This is a genomic window from Bradyrhizobium centrosematis (assembly GCF_045571495.1).
Classification (GTDB): Bacteria; Pseudomonadota; Alphaproteobacteria; order Rhizobiales; family Xanthobacteraceae; genus Bradyrhizobium; species Bradyrhizobium centrosematis.
The window spans coordinates 868,148-882,324 of record NZ_CP120703.1 but is presented as its reverse complement, the minus strand read 5'-3'; the positions used below and the strand labels follow the sequence as shown (position 1 = coordinate 882,324).

Sequence of the window (14,177 nt, the reverse complement as noted above, 5' to 3'; positions counted from 1 at the left end):
CAAAAGCGCCCGCGAGGAGTTTTCCGATGATTGGTCTAGTACTTGTGACCCACGGGCGCCTTGCCGACGAATTCAAGGCAGCGCTTGAACATGTCATGGGCCCACAAAAGCAAATCGAAGCGATCACGATCGGCGCCGAAGATGATTCCGATCTCTGCCGAAGCGACATCATCGAGGCGGTTAACCGCGTCGATTCCGGCGACGGCGTTGCCATCCTCACCGACATGTTCGGCGGCACGCCGTCGAACCTCGCAATATCCTGCATGAGCCGGCCCAAGGTCGAAGTGCTCGCGGGCATCAACCTTCCCATGCTGGTGAAGCTCGCCAAGGTGCGCGAGGAGCGTCCGCTGCCCGACGCGATCGCGATGGCCCAGGAAGCGGGCCGCAAATACGTTACCATCGCCAGCCGCGTGCTCGCCGGCAAATGAGCGAGGAGGCGCCACAAGCGGGGACAGGCGTGCCCGCGGGCGCGATCTCCAAGGATCTCCTGATCATCAACAAGCGTGGCCTGCATGCCCGCGCCTCGGCGAAATTCGTCCAGGCGGTCGAGCGCTTCAACGCGCAGGTGTGGGTGACGCGCGGCGGCGAGACCGTCGGCGGCACTTCGATCATGGGCCTGATGATGCTCGCCGCCGGCCCCGGCACGACGATCACCGTCGCGGCCGCCGGCGCCGAAGCCGAGGCCGCGCTCGCGGCAATCACCGAGCTCGTTGAAAGCAAGTTCAACGAGGAAGGGATCTGAGCCCTTCCTCTCGCAACGCGCCGTGCTGGCGCTCCCTCGCCCCGTTCTTACGGGGTCGCGACGAGCTTCGCTCGCGCTGAGAGGGTCGGGGTGAGGGGCTCTCTCGACACGGACGGTCGTCGATAGACCTGTACCCCCTCACGCGGATCGCAAGAGCGATCCGACCTCTCCCCGCAAGCGGGGAGAGCTGAAGAGGTCACTTCGCCGGCGGCGCGATGTAGACGTTCCAGCTCATCGACGGGCCGGCCTTGCCATGGGTGAAGCGACGCGTGGTCATCACCATGCGCTCGGCGTTCGGCGCGATCTCCGAGATCCACTTCTCGAACGCCGGCAGGCGTTCGTTGGCCGGATCGAACACGCCGATGAAGCCGTATCTCTTGACGTCGTCGAGCGAGGTCAGCCCGGACGCCCAGGCTTCGTTCGGCGTGAACGGGCTCGGATGATCGGGGCTGTAGAACACCATCGGCTGGATCGTCTCCATGGTGCCGGCGACGACGGCCCAGCGCGAGGCGAAGCGCGCGTGCCAGGCCTGGGTCAGTTCGCGCGCCAGATCCGAGCGCGCGCCGTAAGTGGCGGTGTTGCCGGCATTGGCCGCCATCTCGCGCGCGGCGATCCAGGGCGAGGCGGCCAGCGTCGCGGCGCTGAGCACCAGCCAGATCGCGGCGATGTTGAACAGGCTCGCGCTCTGCACCCGCAGCGCGGGGATCGCGACCAGCGCCAAGGGCACCAGGAAGAACAGCGAGATGCCCCAATCGGTCTTCATGTAGATGCTGAAGACCAGCGCGCCGAGCGGGGGGCCGAATGCGACGATGATCTGGACGATCCAGACATTGAGCGCCTGCGCGACATTGACGCCCGGATTGACGCCGCGCGCCCAGGCGCGCGTGACGATGCGCGAGGGCGCGCGCAACAATAGCGTCGTCCACGGCGGCACCAGCGCCATGGCGAGCCCGGCCAGCGCGACCGGCAGCGCCACCAGCGCGAAATTATGCAGGAAGTAGCCGGCGACGAGCTGATGCACCTGGTCTTTGTCCTGCAGGCTGTAGGTGTCGCCGGCATAGGTCAGCGGCACGAATTGCGCATCCGCCAGCCAGACGACGTGCGGGATCATCGCAAGTCCCATCGTCACGATCGCCACCCATGGCGCCGGCGACGACAGGAATTTCAGCCGCTCCGGATGAATCAGCGCGGCGAGCCCGATGGCGCCGATCATGGTCAGCACCCAATATTTGGTCATCAGCGCCAGCGCGCCGGCCAATCCCAGCCAGATGCCGGACTGCCAGCTCCGCTTCTCGAACGCATTGAGATAGGCGAGCACGAGCAGCGGCAGCGTGACGAGCTGGAGCAGATCCGGGTTGTACTTGAAGCCCTTGAAATTGAAGATCGGGTAGAGCGCGACCATCACCACGACCAGGAACGCGCGGCGCGCATCCACCACGCGCAAGGCCACCAGCCAGCAGATCACCATGCCGACGCTGACGGTCGCCATCGCGAGCGCATAGGTCGCCCAGTCCGCCGCCGGGAACAGCTTGAACCAGAGCCCGGCGACCCAGCCCGACAAAGGCGGGTGCTTGCCGTACCCCCAGAGGAATTGCTGGCCCCAGCCATAGGCTTCTGCGACGTCCATGTGAACGTCCTGCGCTGCCTTGAGATTGATCAGGATGAAGGTCCAGAGCACCGCATGCAGGATGGCGAGCTGGATCACCAGCCACAATCGCGCCTCGGGGCGGACCGCGCAGGCAACCAGCCAGGCCCGGAAGCGGTCGAAGCTCAGGCGGGTCTTCGTGCGCGCCCTAGGGGTCGGAAGAGAGGTGATCGACATGGCCGTTGCCTAGCGCGTTTTGGGCGATCGTGGAATCAGCTTGGCGTGAACAAAGGCCCTGAAAATACAGCAATATGGTTGCCGCACGGGGATGTGAGTGGTATCCCGCGCCCATGACGACCGTCCCCATTTCCAACATCCGCAATTTCTCCATCGTCGCCCATATCGACCATGGCAAATCGACGCTGGCCGACCGCCTGATCCAGATGACCGGCGGCCTCTCCGACCGCGAGATGGCGGGCAAGGAGCAGGTGCTCGATTCCATGGACATCGAGCGCGAGCGCGGCATCACCATCAAGGCGCAGACGGTGCGCCTGCAGTACCGCGCCAAGGACGGCAAGGACTACATCTTCAACCTGATGGACACGCCCGGCCACGTCGACTTCGCCTACGAAGTCTCGCGGTCGCTGGCGGCGTGCGAGGGTTCCCTCCTGGTGGTCGACGCCAGCCAGGGCGTCGAAGCGCAGACGCTCGCCAATGTCTACCAGGCGCTCGACAACAATCACGAGATCGTCCCGGTCCTGAACAAGGTTGACCTGCCCGCGGCCGAGCCCGAGAAGGTCAAGCAGCAGATCGAGGACGTCATCGGCATCGACGCCTCCGACGCGGTGATGATCTCGGCCAAGACCGGCCTTGGCATTCCCGACGTGCTGGAAGCGATCGTCACCCGCCTGCCGCCGCCCAAGGGCGACCGCGACGCGACGCTGAAGGCGCTGCTGGTCGACAGCTGGTACGACGTCTATCTCGGCGTCGTCGTGCTGGTGCGCATCGTCGACGGCACCATGAAGAAGGGCCAGCGCGTGCGCATGATGGGCACGGGCGCGGCCTATGACGTCGAGCGCGTCGGCTTCTTCACGCCGAAGATGCAGCAGGTCGAGGAGCTCGGCCCCGGCGAGATCGGCTTCATCACCGCCGCGATCAAGGAAGTCGCCGACACCCGCGTCGGCGACACCATCACCGACGACAGGAAGCCGGTCGCCGAGATGCTGCCGGGCTTCAAGCCGGCGATCCCCGTGGTGTTCTGTGGCCTGTTCCCGGTCGACGCCGACGACTTCGAGACGCTGCGCGCCGCGATGGGCAAGCTGCGCCTCAACGACGCCAGCTTCTCCTTCGAGATGGAGACCTCCGCCGCCCTCGGCTTCGGCTTCCGCTGCGGCTTCCTCGGCCTGCTGCACCTCGAGATCATCCAGGAGCGGCTGTCGCGCGAGTTCGATCTCAATCTGATCGCAACCGCACCGAGCGTCATCTACAAGATGAAGCTGACCGACGGCACCGAGATCGAGATCCACAATCCCGTCGACATGCCCGACGTGGTCAAGATCGCCGAGATCGACGAGCCCTGGATCGAGGCGACGATCCTGACGCCGGACGAATATCTCGGCAGCGTCCTGAAGCTGTGCCAGGACCGCCGCGGCTCGCAGAAGGAGCTCACCTACGTCGGCTCCCGCGCCATGGTGAAATACGATCTGCCGCTCAACGAGGTCGTGTTCAACTTCTACGATCGGCTGAAGTCGGTCTCCAAGGGCTACGCCTCGTTCGACTATCATCTGACCGACTACAAGCCGGCCGATCTCGTCAAGATGCAGATCCTGGTCAATGCCGAGCCGGTCGATGCGCTCTCGATGCTGGTCCACCGCACGCGCGCGGAGGGGCGCGGCCGCGCCATGGTCGAGAAGATGAAGGAGCTGATCCCGCCGCACATGTTCCAGATCCCGATCCAGGCGGCGATCGGCGGCAAGGTGATCGCGCGCGAAACGGTGCGCGCGCTGCGCAAGGACGTCACCGCAAAATGCTACGGCGGCGACATCACGCGTAAGCGAAAACTTCTGGAGAAGCAGAAGGAAGGCAAGAAGAAGATGCGGCAGTTCGGCAAGGTCGACATTCCGCAGGAAGCCTTCATTGCGGCGCTGAAGGTGGATAGCTGAGGCGACGCCTCGGGACTTCATCGCGACGCTCGCCGCCGTCAGGCCCTGGCCGGGCGGCGGGAGACCAGCCCGGTCCGAACCATCCGGGACCTGCCAAAGCAGAAATGTCGAAAACAACCCCATGCACAGTAGCGGGCGCGTTGTTTCCTTTTGCTTTTTTCGATTTGCCGAAACCCGTTTGACCCGCCGGGCAAAACGGGAGCATGATGCCATCATCGCAGCCGGCCGGATGAGCCAGCCCGATCAGGCACGTGCAATTTTTCAAGTATCAATCATTCGATCCAACGGAGTTATTTCATGATCCGTTCAAGCATCACCCGTCGCAGACTTATCGGCAGCCTCGGCGCTTCGGTTGGTTCAGCCTCTGCGATCGCGTCAGGAGCCTTCATCGCTCCGGCCCGCGCACAGACGCCGCAAAGAACCTACGTGCTCGTTCCCGGCGCGTATTACGGGGCATGGTCCTGGCATCGCGTCACGGAACGCCTGCAGAAGCAGGGGCATCGCGTCTATGCGCTGACGCTGACAGGATTGGCTGAGCGCTCACACCTTCTGAACAAGGATATTACCCTCGACACCCACATTACCGACATCGCCAATCTCGTCGAGTGGGAGGACCTGACGGACATTTGCCTCGTCGCGCATTCCTATGGCGGCTGTCCGGCATCAGGCGCGCTCGAACGCATCGGAAGCCGGGTGTCGTCCATCGTCTTGGTCGACGCCGTCAAGCCTGCGGACGGCCAGGCATTCCGGGACCTCGTCCCCTTCCCGATCGAAGAAGGCGCAATCAGCCGTCCGGCGCCCAAGGCGCTTCCGCCGAATGCCTTCAGCGATCCGAAGGACGTCGCCTGGGTGTTGTCGAAAGTCACTCCACATCCGATCGGCACTTTCCTGCAGCCGGTCAAGCTCACCGGCGCGCGCGAAAAGGTCGCCAAGAAGACCTACATCCGCCTGCCGAAATTCCAGGCGGCTGCCATGGACAAAGCAGCGGCGGAGTGCAAGGCGGACAGCTCCTGGACCGTCCTCGAGAACACGACGTCCGGACACTCGGTCATGATCGTCGAGCCGGATTGGTTGACGGACGTGTTGACCAAAGCAGCGTGAGATGACCGCGCAAGTCGATGGGCGAAGCAGCAGCGACGCCCATCGACTTCTGATCGATCACACCTTCGACTTCGCCTCGACGTACCGCGCGAAACTGTCGAGGATCGCCTGCCAGCCGCCTTGCTGCTGCTCGACCGAGTGCGTCGTTTCGGCATCGAAGACGACGCGAACGACAACACCCTTCGCGCCCGGCACAAACTCGACCTCGGCCTTGCGGTCGCCGAACGAATATTCGATCCGCTTGTGCTCGACGATTTTGGTGTAGGTGCCGGCGAAGTCGAAGCCCATGCTGCCGTCCTTGGCTTCCATGCGGGACGAGAAGGCGCCGCCTTCCCGCAGGTCGACCGTCGCCCTGGTCGTATGCCAGTCGTCGGAGGCCGCATTCCACTTCACGATGTCGGCAGGCGTCGTATAGGCGCGCCAAACCCGATCGATCGGGGCTGCGACGGTGGTTTCGACGGTGATCCTCATGGGCATTGCTCCAGTTCGATTCTTGCACGCAAGGTGCGACATCACGTCCGGTGTGGCGGGTCCTCCGCGGCACGTCCGGGATTTGCAAACCAAGGACGATCGAACGCGGTCGGCTCCGACATGGTCGTCGTGAATATCTGGGATTCAAGCCGCCGTCAGCTCGTCATTGCCCGAGCTGCTGAAGCACGGCGAACCACAACGCGAGCGGCTCCCTGAGGGCGCCCGGCTCGGACGGCTTTTGGCGAACGGCCGTGTGCACCATGACGAGCTTGGAGGCGGGATCGACCAGGATGACCTGGCCGCGGATGCCGAGCAGGGCAAATCTGCGCGGCTCGCCGGGGAGGAGCCACACCTGGTAGCCGTAGCCGAAATAGGGCGTGGCCACGCGCGGAGCGAGATGACCATCCTCCGGCCTGACGGTCGTCGCATCCAGCAGCCACTGCCGGGGGATCAATTGACGACCTTCCCAGGCGCCGTCATGGGCGAGCAACCGGGCCAGGCGCGCATAGTCGCGCAAGGTTGCGTTGAAGCAGCAAAAGGCAATCTCCTGCCCGCTCCCGTCGATCGCCCACGAGGCATCCGCTTCGGCGCCGATCGGGTCCCAGATCCGGTCATGCAGATAGTCGGCGACCGGCGTTGCCGTGACGGCGCGCAGGACCAGGCCGAGGATCTCGGTTTCGACGCTGGCATAGTGCCATTTCGTCCCCGCGGGTGCGGTTCGGGTGTTGAATTGTGCGACGACGGCGGCGGGATCTTTCGGCTCGTCGGCGAACAGGGCGCGCCCAAGCCGGGCGATGTCGTCATGCCCATTATACTCTTCCGAGAACTCGACGCCCGAGGACATGTTCAACAAGGCGCGGAGGGATGTGTTGCCATATTCGGTGCCGGCAAGGCCGGGGACGTAGGTCGAGACGAGATCGTCGATCGACTTGATCCGTCCCTCCGAGACCGCGATCCCGACCAGCATGGCCACCAGCGTCTTGGCCATGGACTGCGAGACGAAGCGGTCGCGGTCGGTCCGCGCATATTGATAGTGCTCGTAGAGGATGGTGTCGTCCCTGGCGATCAGCAGTCCCGTCACCGGGTTGCGCTTGAGATAGTCTGCGATGCCCAGCCGTTCGGTGCCGAAGCTGTAGGCGATCGCCGGCTCCGGCGCGCGCTTGAATTGCCAGGCCGTGGTCGCGCGGCCGATCGGACGCGAGGGATAGACCTCGCCGAAATGGCTGTAGACGCCGACGAGCTTGTCGAGCTGGGGCGCGGCTCCCCGCGCACCGACCGGATAGCCCTCGGCCGCGCCATAGATATCGGCATCGGGGCCGCTATCCGAAAAGACCGGCCCCGGCGCAGCGGGCGCGCTTCGGACATCCTGTGCGCATGTCCAGGGCGCGCAGACCGCGGCGGCGATCATGACAGGCAAGAACAGCCTGCAGCACCCACGCAGCGCTCCCCATTTCATGGCAATGACCTCCTCGCACGTGCGTGTATGTGCCGACATTGCAGGCCGCTGACGAGCGGCATGCTATCACGGCAACCAGACGGTGTCAGCCTGCGGTGGCAACCCGCCTTGCTCTCGCCCGACAGATGAGCCACGATCCCTCCCGCGCACCATCAACAAAACCAAAGGCGCGAGGAAACGCATGAGCAAGCCGTCACGCTTCGACTATGGCTGGGTCGTTGTCGCCGCGGGTGCGCTGATGACTTGTGTCGGATTCGGCACGATGCTGTCGCTGGCGGTGTTCCTGCAGCCGATCTCGGAAGCGATGGGCTGGTCGCGCGCCGGCGTGTCGGCGGCGGCAACGCTGGATTTCCTCTGCATGGGATTTGCCGCGTTCCTGTGGGGCACGCTGTCGGACCGCTTCGGCACCCGCATCGTGGTGCTCGCGGGAAGCCTGCTGCTGGGGCTCGGCCTCGTCACCGCGAGCCAGGCAACGAGCCTGTGGCAATTCCAGCTTTGCTTCGGCGTCCTGATCGGCATTGCCGCCGGCAGCTTCTACGCGCCGATGATGGCGCTCGCGAGCGCCTGGATCGAGAAGAACCGGAGCCTCGCCGTGGCGCTGGTCTCCGCCGGCATGGGCGTGTCGCCGGTGACGATCGCGCCGACCGCGAGCTGGCTGATCACGGCCTATGACTGGCGCACCGCGATGCTGGTGATCGGCTGTGCTGCCTGGGCGCTGCTGATCCCCGCCTGCTTCCTGGTGCGCCCGGCGCCGGCAGCGACCGGGACCACCGCTACCGACGCAGCGCCGGACATCGAGCTGACGCCAGCGCAAGCGCTGCGCACCCCGCAATTCATCGCGCTGGCGGCGGCGCATTTCGCCTGCTGCGCGGCGCATTCCGGCCCGATCTTCCACATGGTGTCCTATGCGATGGTCTGCGGCATCGCCCCGCTCGCGGCGGTGACGGTCTACAGCGTCGCCGGCCTCTCGGGCCTCGGCGGACGCCTGCTGCTGGGTGCGCTCGCCGATCGCATCGGTGCAAAGCCCGTGCTGGTCGGCGGACTCTTCGTCCAGGCGATGTGCATCGCCACCTATCTCGCGGTCGCCCAGCTCGGCGAGTTCTACGCGCTCTCGGTCGTGTTCGGCCTCGCCTATGGCGGGGTGATGCCGCTCTATGCCGTGCTGGTCCGCGAGTTCTTCGGCGCGCGCATCATGGGCACGGTGTTCGGCGCGGTGTCGGCCTTCGCCAGCCTCGGCATGGCGCTCGGGCCATGGGCCGGCGGGCTCGTGTTTGACAGTTTCCAGCGCTACACGTGGCTGCATGTGGGCTCCTTCGCGATCGGGCTCGCCGCCGTCGCGGTGGCGCTGAGCTTTCCGACACGGCGCAGGCCGACACTCGACCTCGGCCGCGCAGCGGCCTGACGAGGTGGCGCTCCGGCGGCCTGTTCAATGAGCCGAGCCGTTGCGGTATCCGTCATCAGTGGCCGGACGGCGTGGCTGGATGAGGCGGGCAAATGCGGCTAAGCTGGCTGCTGCCGTGGAGGCGGCCAGATGGACCGACGCGCGTTTCTATTTTGCAGTGCTGGTTTCGCGCTAGCCGCGCCGCAGCGGTTGAAGGCAGCGAGCAGGCTGTTTCGGATAGGGTTTCTGACGGCTCAGCGGGAGGCGAGCCTTGCGCCCTTTGTCGAGGTCTTCAGAGCGGCTCTCAACGGACTTGGCTACGTCGAGAACGGGAATCTGGAAATCACCTATCGCTACGGTGACGATGATCCGACGCGCGTACCGGCGCTCGCCGCGGAGCTGGTTCGCAAGCCGGTCGACGTCCTGGTCGTCCAGGGATCTGCGGTCGCTGTGGTCAACGAGCTGAAACTGCCGACCCCGACGGTCTATGTCTTCAGCGGAGATCCCGTCATCGCGGGCCTCGCCCAAAGCCTTTCGCATCCGGGCGGCAACATGTCGGGCCTCACCTTCATGGCCGCCGAGCTGAACGCAAAGCGCCTGCAGATCCTACGCGATGCGGTTCCGGGCCTGCAGCGCGTTGCCATCATCGGCAACCCCGAGCACCCGGGCGCTCAGATCGAGCGCGTCTATTCGGAGGAAACGGCCAGGAGGCTTGGCGTGGCAGCCGACTTCTTCGGCACGGCAACCGAGGACCAGCTCGACTCGGCATTCGCGGCCATGAAGCCGAACCCTCCGCAAGCGATCTCGCTGTTCGCGGACGGCTTCGCCATTCAATCGCGAAACAAGATCATCGAGTTCGCCATGCAACATCGGGCGCCGGTCATTTCGGGCTGGCCGATCTTCGCCAGAAGCGGCGCGCTCTGCACGTACGGACCGAAGCTCTCCGATTCGTACCATCGGCTGGCATCGTATGTGGACCGCATCCTCAAGGGAGCACGACCGGCGGACTTGCCGATCGAGCGGCCGACGAAGTTCGAAATGGTGCTCAATTTGCGGACCGCCGGGAAACTCGGCCTGCGCTTGCCCGATTCCCTCGTGGCGTCCGCGGACGAAGTGATCGAATGATCGCGGCTCACTCGGCTCGTTTGGTGTTGCCAAACCCGCGCGTTCATCCGGGACATTCTCGCCAAGCTTGATTGATCGCCCGTCTGTCGGGTGAGCTGCATCGATGGAGCGATCCATGGACTACACGATCCGGCCCGCACTGGAAGATGACGCCGATGCCATCAGCGGCGTCATCTTGCGGTCGCTTCGGGAGACCAATGCGAAGGATTATACGGACGCGATCATCGCACGGGTCGAGCGCAGCTTCAGTCCGGACGCGGTGCGGGAGCTGATCGGAAAACGCACTGTCTTCGTTGCCACCCTTGGCGGCCGCATCGTCGGCACGGCAAGCCTCGACGGCAGTGTCGTCCGCACCGTCTTCGTGGCGCCCGATGTGCAGGCGCGCGGGATCGGCAAGCTACTGATGGCCGAGATCGAACGGACGGCATGCGCGCGAAACCTGCCGTCCCTGACCGTTCCTTCGTCGATTACCGCCGAGAGTTTCTACGCGCGGCTCGGGTTCAAGGCCGTGCGCGACAGCTTCCACGGGGACGAGCGCACCATCATCATGGAGCGACCACTCGCTGCGCGATCCTGATGCCGTCACTGATCCGGTCGCTCGGATGCAGCACGACGCGGTCGCCTGCGGCGAGTCCTGCGACAACTTCGGCGGTGCGGCTGCTGCGGTGCCCGATCTGGACCGGGGCTGTCCTGGCGCGGCCGTTCTCGTCGACAAAGACGGCCCACTGACCGCCTTGCCGGAACAAGGCGCTCACCGGTACGGTGAGAGCGTCGGGCGCGCTCCAGGTGGTGACGTGGACCACGACGCGATAGTCGTGTCCGAGCGCGACCCAATTCTCGGGCGGATCGCTGAAATCGATGGTGACGCGAACCCGCTGCTCCTCGATGCCGAGCGCCGAGACTTTCAGGAATCCGGCGGGGTCGACGCGGATCACCTTGCCCCTGATGGGCTGTCCGCCCCAGCCGTCGATCCGCACCGGCGCGCCGACCTTGACCTGGACCGCATCGGTCGAGAGCAGGTCGGCCACGACCTCGAGATCGAGCGGGTTGCCGATATCGACCAGCGGCGTTCCCGGCAGAACCGTCGTCTCGCTGTCCTGGATGATCTTCAGCACGCGCCCGCTTGCCGGCGCCAGCACGCGGATGCAGCAGGTCGGCTCCGCCGACGGAGTGGCGCTCGCCGGGTCCATCAGCCGCGCCGCCAGGCTGGTGCGCACCGCGCGGCGCATCTCGACCTGGGCCTTGGCGCTCTTCAAGGCGGCCTCGTTGGTGGCGACTTCGAATTTCGCCTTGTCATAGGCCTGGGCCGAGGTGGACTGCGTCCGCAACAAGGTCTGCGAGCGCTGCAACTCGGTCCGCGAGAAGTCGAGCGCGGCTTCGATCCGCTGCACTTCCGCCTCCTGCTGCTGGATGGCGGCATCGGCGGCCAAGACCTCGGCCTGCAACTGATCGCGCGATCGCGCGTCGATGAAGCCGGGCAGAGTCGGCTGCATCAGGGCGACGGTCTGGTTGGCGACGACCTCGTCGCCGACGTGAAGCGAGGGTCCCTGCTCGCCGAGTGGATGCGAGATCCTCAGCACCTTGCCCGCGATCGGCGCCGACACCGTGTAGACGTGGCGCACGCGGGTCTTGCCATCGTCGTCCGCCGTGACCTCGATCGGTCCCTTCGCGACGGTTGCAAGATCGACCAGCACCGGCCGCGGCCAGGCGAACCAGGCGAGCCCTCCGAGGATCGCGGCCACGAGCGCGACGCCGGTGATGCGCTTGGTCCAGTTGGCGGGCATGGCTAATCTCGCGTCTTGAGGACCGCGACGAGGTCCAGTCTGTCGATGCGTTCGCGGATAACCGCGGCGGAAGCGATGGCGGCCAGCACCACGACGGAGGTGGCGGTGATGTAGGTCGAGTTCTCGATGACGAGGCGGACGCGCATCAACTCGCCGGCGAGGTTCGTCTTCATCACCCAGGCGAGGCCGTAGCCCATCAGCCAGCCGGGCGGCTGGGCGACCAGCGTGAGGATCGCGAGCTCCAGCAGCAGGATGCGCAGCACCTCGCCGCGCGTGAAGCCGAGCACGCGCAGGCTGGCCAGCTCCCGCGCTCGTTCCGACAGCGAGATTCGCGCGTTGTTGTAGACGACGCCGAACGCGATCACGGCGGCAAGCCCGGTGTAGATGCTCGCCATCGTGGTGACGAGCAGCGCGACGGTCTTGCGGAAATTCGCCAGCGAGACACGCTGCAGCGCCACGCCCCCCACGGTCGGCATCGACTTCACCGCCGTGTAGAACTCCTCCGTCCGGCTCGCATCGAGGCTGAGATTGACGCTGGTCACGACCGGAGCCTCGCGCATCAGCTTGCGCAACGCCTCGCTCTGCATCATGCCCTTGATGCCGAAATAGTCCTCGACGGTGGCGACCACCGGCACCGTGACCGTTCGCCGGGCGCCCTCGAGCAAGTCGATCTCGACGCTGTCGCCGGGGCCGACGCCGAGGATGTGCGCGAGCATGCCGGAGATGGCGAGGCCCGTCTCCGGGAGCGCGACCGGCCGAAGCTCGGCATCGATGATGCGCCGGAGGTCGGCGTCGGCCGGCCGGCCACTGATGACGATGCGGCGCTCGACATTGCTGTGGCGGATCCGCACCGGCACCTCGCGGAACGGCTCGGCGGCGAGAACGCCCGGGAGCCGGCTCACCTGCTCCACGACGTTCGCGATCCGCTTCTCGGCAAAGCCGATGGTCGCGTCCTGCCGGTCGGCGAGGAAGTAGGTCACGTCGATCAGGTGCTCCATGCTGTCGCGTGTGAACAGCGAGACGACCAGGATCGCGGTCGCCAGCGCCATGCCGAGCGCGGTGAAGAAGGCTCGCATCGGATGCCGCACGATGTTGCGGACCATCATCAGCGTCGGCTGCGACACGATCCGGTCGAGCTCGATGCGCGCAGGGAGCAGCCGGCGATAGACCGGCGGGGCCGGCGGCTGCATGGCGACGGCGGGCGGCAGCCTCACCACCTCGCGCAGCGCTCTGAGTGCGCCGATCGCCGCGGCCGCCGCGCTCAGCGCACCTGCGGTGAGATACAGGTCCGGCGCCTTCGCGAACACCAGGAACGGGAAGTGGAAGAAGTCGCCGAACAGGGCGGTGACGCGCAGCCCGAGCCAGGTGCCGGCGACGCTGCCCAGCGCAATGCCGACGACGACGATGAAGGCGACGAACTTGAAATAATGCAGCACGATGCTGCTGTCGGAATAGCCCAGCGCCTTCAGCAGGCCGATCTGCTCGCGCTCGAGCGCGACCAGCCGGGTCAAGGTGAGATTGACGAGGAAGGCCGCAACCAGGAGAAAGATCGGCGGCAGCGTGCGGCTCATGTTGTTGAGCATGTCGAGCTCGTGGTCGAGCCAGGCGTGCGAGGTCTGGTCCTTGCGACCGTGGGCCGCCTGTCCGCCATATGGGTCGAGCACGGCATCGAGCCGCAGCACCACCTCGCGCTCGGAAGCGCCGGGCTGCAGCTTGACCGCGACCGCCGAGAAGGCGCCATCGAGATCGTAGACGCCGGCGAGCGCCTTCTCCGACATCCAGATGATGGCGTAGCGGCGATCATCCGGCATCAGGTCGCCCGGGCCGACGGTGTAGACGAACTCCGGCGACAGCGCGGTGCCGACGATGACGAGCTCGCGCTTCCTGCCGTTGAGGATGGCGGAGAACCGCGCGCCCTCCGAAAAGCCGTGCGCGCGGGCAAACGGCTCGTTGACGACGACCTCCTCGGTCCGGCCCGGCTCCGGAAGCCTCCCCGAGCGCATATAGAGCCGGTTGAGATGCGGCTCGCCGTCGTCGGGCAGCGAAACGAACTGCGCGCTGGCCGGCGCGGAAAAGCCGGGAATGTCGAGCAGTGCCGGCTTAGCGATGCGGGCATCGACGGCGGCAACGCCGGGGATCTCGCCGATCCTGTCGATGAGGGCCTTGGGCGCCCGCTTCACCTGCGCGAACACGTCGGCAAAGCCGTAGCGCTCGTAATAGGCGATCCGCGTCTCCTCCAGCGATCGATGCGAGCCCACCGCGAGCACCAGCGTCGCGACCCCGCCGCCGACGACCAGCGCGACCGCGAGCACCTGCGCCCAGAGCCGCCTGACGTCGCGAAGCAGCTTGATGTCGAGCACCTTCATGACA

The 14,177-nt window shown here is 65.8% G+C and carries 12 protein-coding genes; 7 read left to right on the top strand and 5 right to left on the bottom strand.

Annotation, left to right across the window (positions count from 1 at the left end):
- Nucleotides 1-26 precede the first annotated feature (26 nt).
- Together P6U31_RS04165 and P6U31_RS04160 are read left to right on the top strand one after the other, a co-directional pair.
- The gene (locus tag P6U31_RS04165) at nucleotides 27-428 is read left to right on the top strand and encodes a PTS sugar transporter subunit IIA (RefSeq protein WP_007597752.1); all 402 of its coding nucleotides are present in this window, start codon (nucleotides 27-29) and stop codon (nucleotides 426-428) included.
- On the top strand, nucleotides 425-742 hold the full coding sequence (locus tag P6U31_RS04160; protein WP_407187000.1) for an HPr family phosphocarrier protein: 318 nt from the start codon (nucleotides 425-427) through the stop codon (nucleotides 740-742). Before P6U31_RS04165 ends, P6U31_RS04160 begins: the two co-directional genes overlap by 4 nt.
- A 196-nt stretch (nucleotides 743-938) precedes the next feature.
- On the opposite strand, the gene P6U31_RS04155 is transcribed toward P6U31_RS04160, so the two are convergent.
- Nucleotides 939-2,564, bottom strand: a complete 1,626-nt coding sequence (locus tag P6U31_RS04155; RefSeq protein ID WP_407186999.1) for a glycosyltransferase family 39 protein — start codon at nucleotides 2,562-2,564, stop codon at nucleotides 939-941.
- A gap of 113 nt (nucleotides 2,565-2,677) precedes the next feature.
- Here P6U31_RS04155 and lepA point away from each other — a divergent pair, with 113 nt between their 5' ends.
- Together lepA and P6U31_RS04145 are read left to right on the top strand one after the other, a co-directional pair.
- Complete coding sequence (gene lepA, locus P6U31_RS04150) at nucleotides 2,678-4,489, top strand: translation elongation factor 4 (RefSeq protein WP_407186998.1); 1,812 nt, start codon at nucleotides 2,678-2,680, stop codon at nucleotides 4,487-4,489.
- 297 nt (nucleotides 4,490-4,786) lie between these two features.
- Complete coding sequence (locus P6U31_RS04145) at nucleotides 4,787-5,590, top strand: alpha/beta fold hydrolase (protein WP_407186997.1); 804 nt, start codon at nucleotides 4,787-4,789, stop codon at nucleotides 5,588-5,590.
- Nucleotides 5,591-5,647: 57 nt separating this feature from the next.
- Here the strand turns inward: P6U31_RS04145 and P6U31_RS04140 are convergent, their stop codons facing one another.
- Nucleotides 5,648-6,061 carry an SRPBCC family protein gene (locus tag P6U31_RS04140; RefSeq protein WP_407186996.1) on the bottom strand — a complete coding sequence of 138 codons (414 nt, stop codon included), beginning with the start codon at nucleotides 6,059-6,061 and terminating at the stop codon, nucleotides 5,648-5,650.
- Nucleotides 6,062-6,224: 163 nt separating this feature from the next.
- Complete coding sequence (locus tag P6U31_RS04135) at nucleotides 6,225-7,517, bottom strand: serine hydrolase domain-containing protein (RefSeq protein WP_407186995.1); 1,293 nt, start codon at nucleotides 7,515-7,517, stop codon at nucleotides 6,225-6,227.
- 181 nt (nucleotides 7,518-7,698) lie between these two features.
- Between P6U31_RS04135 and P6U31_RS04130 the strand changes: the two genes are divergently transcribed.
- From P6U31_RS04130 to P6U31_RS04120, 3 genes are all read left to right on the top strand, one after another.
- Nucleotides 7,699-8,919, top strand: a complete 1,221-nt coding sequence (locus tag P6U31_RS04130; RefSeq protein WP_407186994.1) for an MFS transporter — start codon at nucleotides 7,699-7,701, stop codon at nucleotides 8,917-8,919.
- A gap of 129 nt (nucleotides 8,920-9,048) precedes the next feature.
- The gene (locus tag P6U31_RS04125) at nucleotides 9,049-10,023 is read left to right on the top strand and encodes an ABC transporter substrate-binding protein (RefSeq protein WP_407186993.1); all 975 of its coding nucleotides are present in this window, start codon (nucleotides 9,049-9,051) and stop codon (nucleotides 10,021-10,023) included.
- Between the two features lie 115 nt (nucleotides 10,024-10,138).
- Nucleotides 10,139-10,600, top strand: coding sequence for a GNAT family N-acetyltransferase (locus tag P6U31_RS04120; RefSeq protein WP_407186992.1), 462 nt, complete (start codon nucleotides 10,139-10,141; stop codon nucleotides 10,598-10,600).
- On the opposite strand, the gene P6U31_RS04115 is transcribed toward P6U31_RS04120, so the two are convergent.
- The gene (locus tag P6U31_RS04115; protein WP_407186991.1) at nucleotides 10,569-11,807 is read right to left on the bottom strand and encodes an efflux RND transporter periplasmic adaptor subunit; all 1,239 of its coding nucleotides are present in this window, start codon (nucleotides 11,805-11,807) and stop codon (nucleotides 10,569-10,571) included. The genes P6U31_RS04120 and P6U31_RS04115 overlap by 32 nt on opposite strands.
- Nucleotides 11,808-11,809: 2 nt before the next feature.
- Nucleotides 11,810-14,173 carry an ABC transporter permease gene (locus P6U31_RS04110; protein ID WP_407186990.1) on the bottom strand — a complete coding sequence of 788 codons (2,364 nt, stop codon included), beginning with the start codon at nucleotides 14,171-14,173 and terminating at the stop codon, nucleotides 11,810-11,812.
- Nucleotides 14,174-14,177 lie beyond the last annotated feature (4 nt).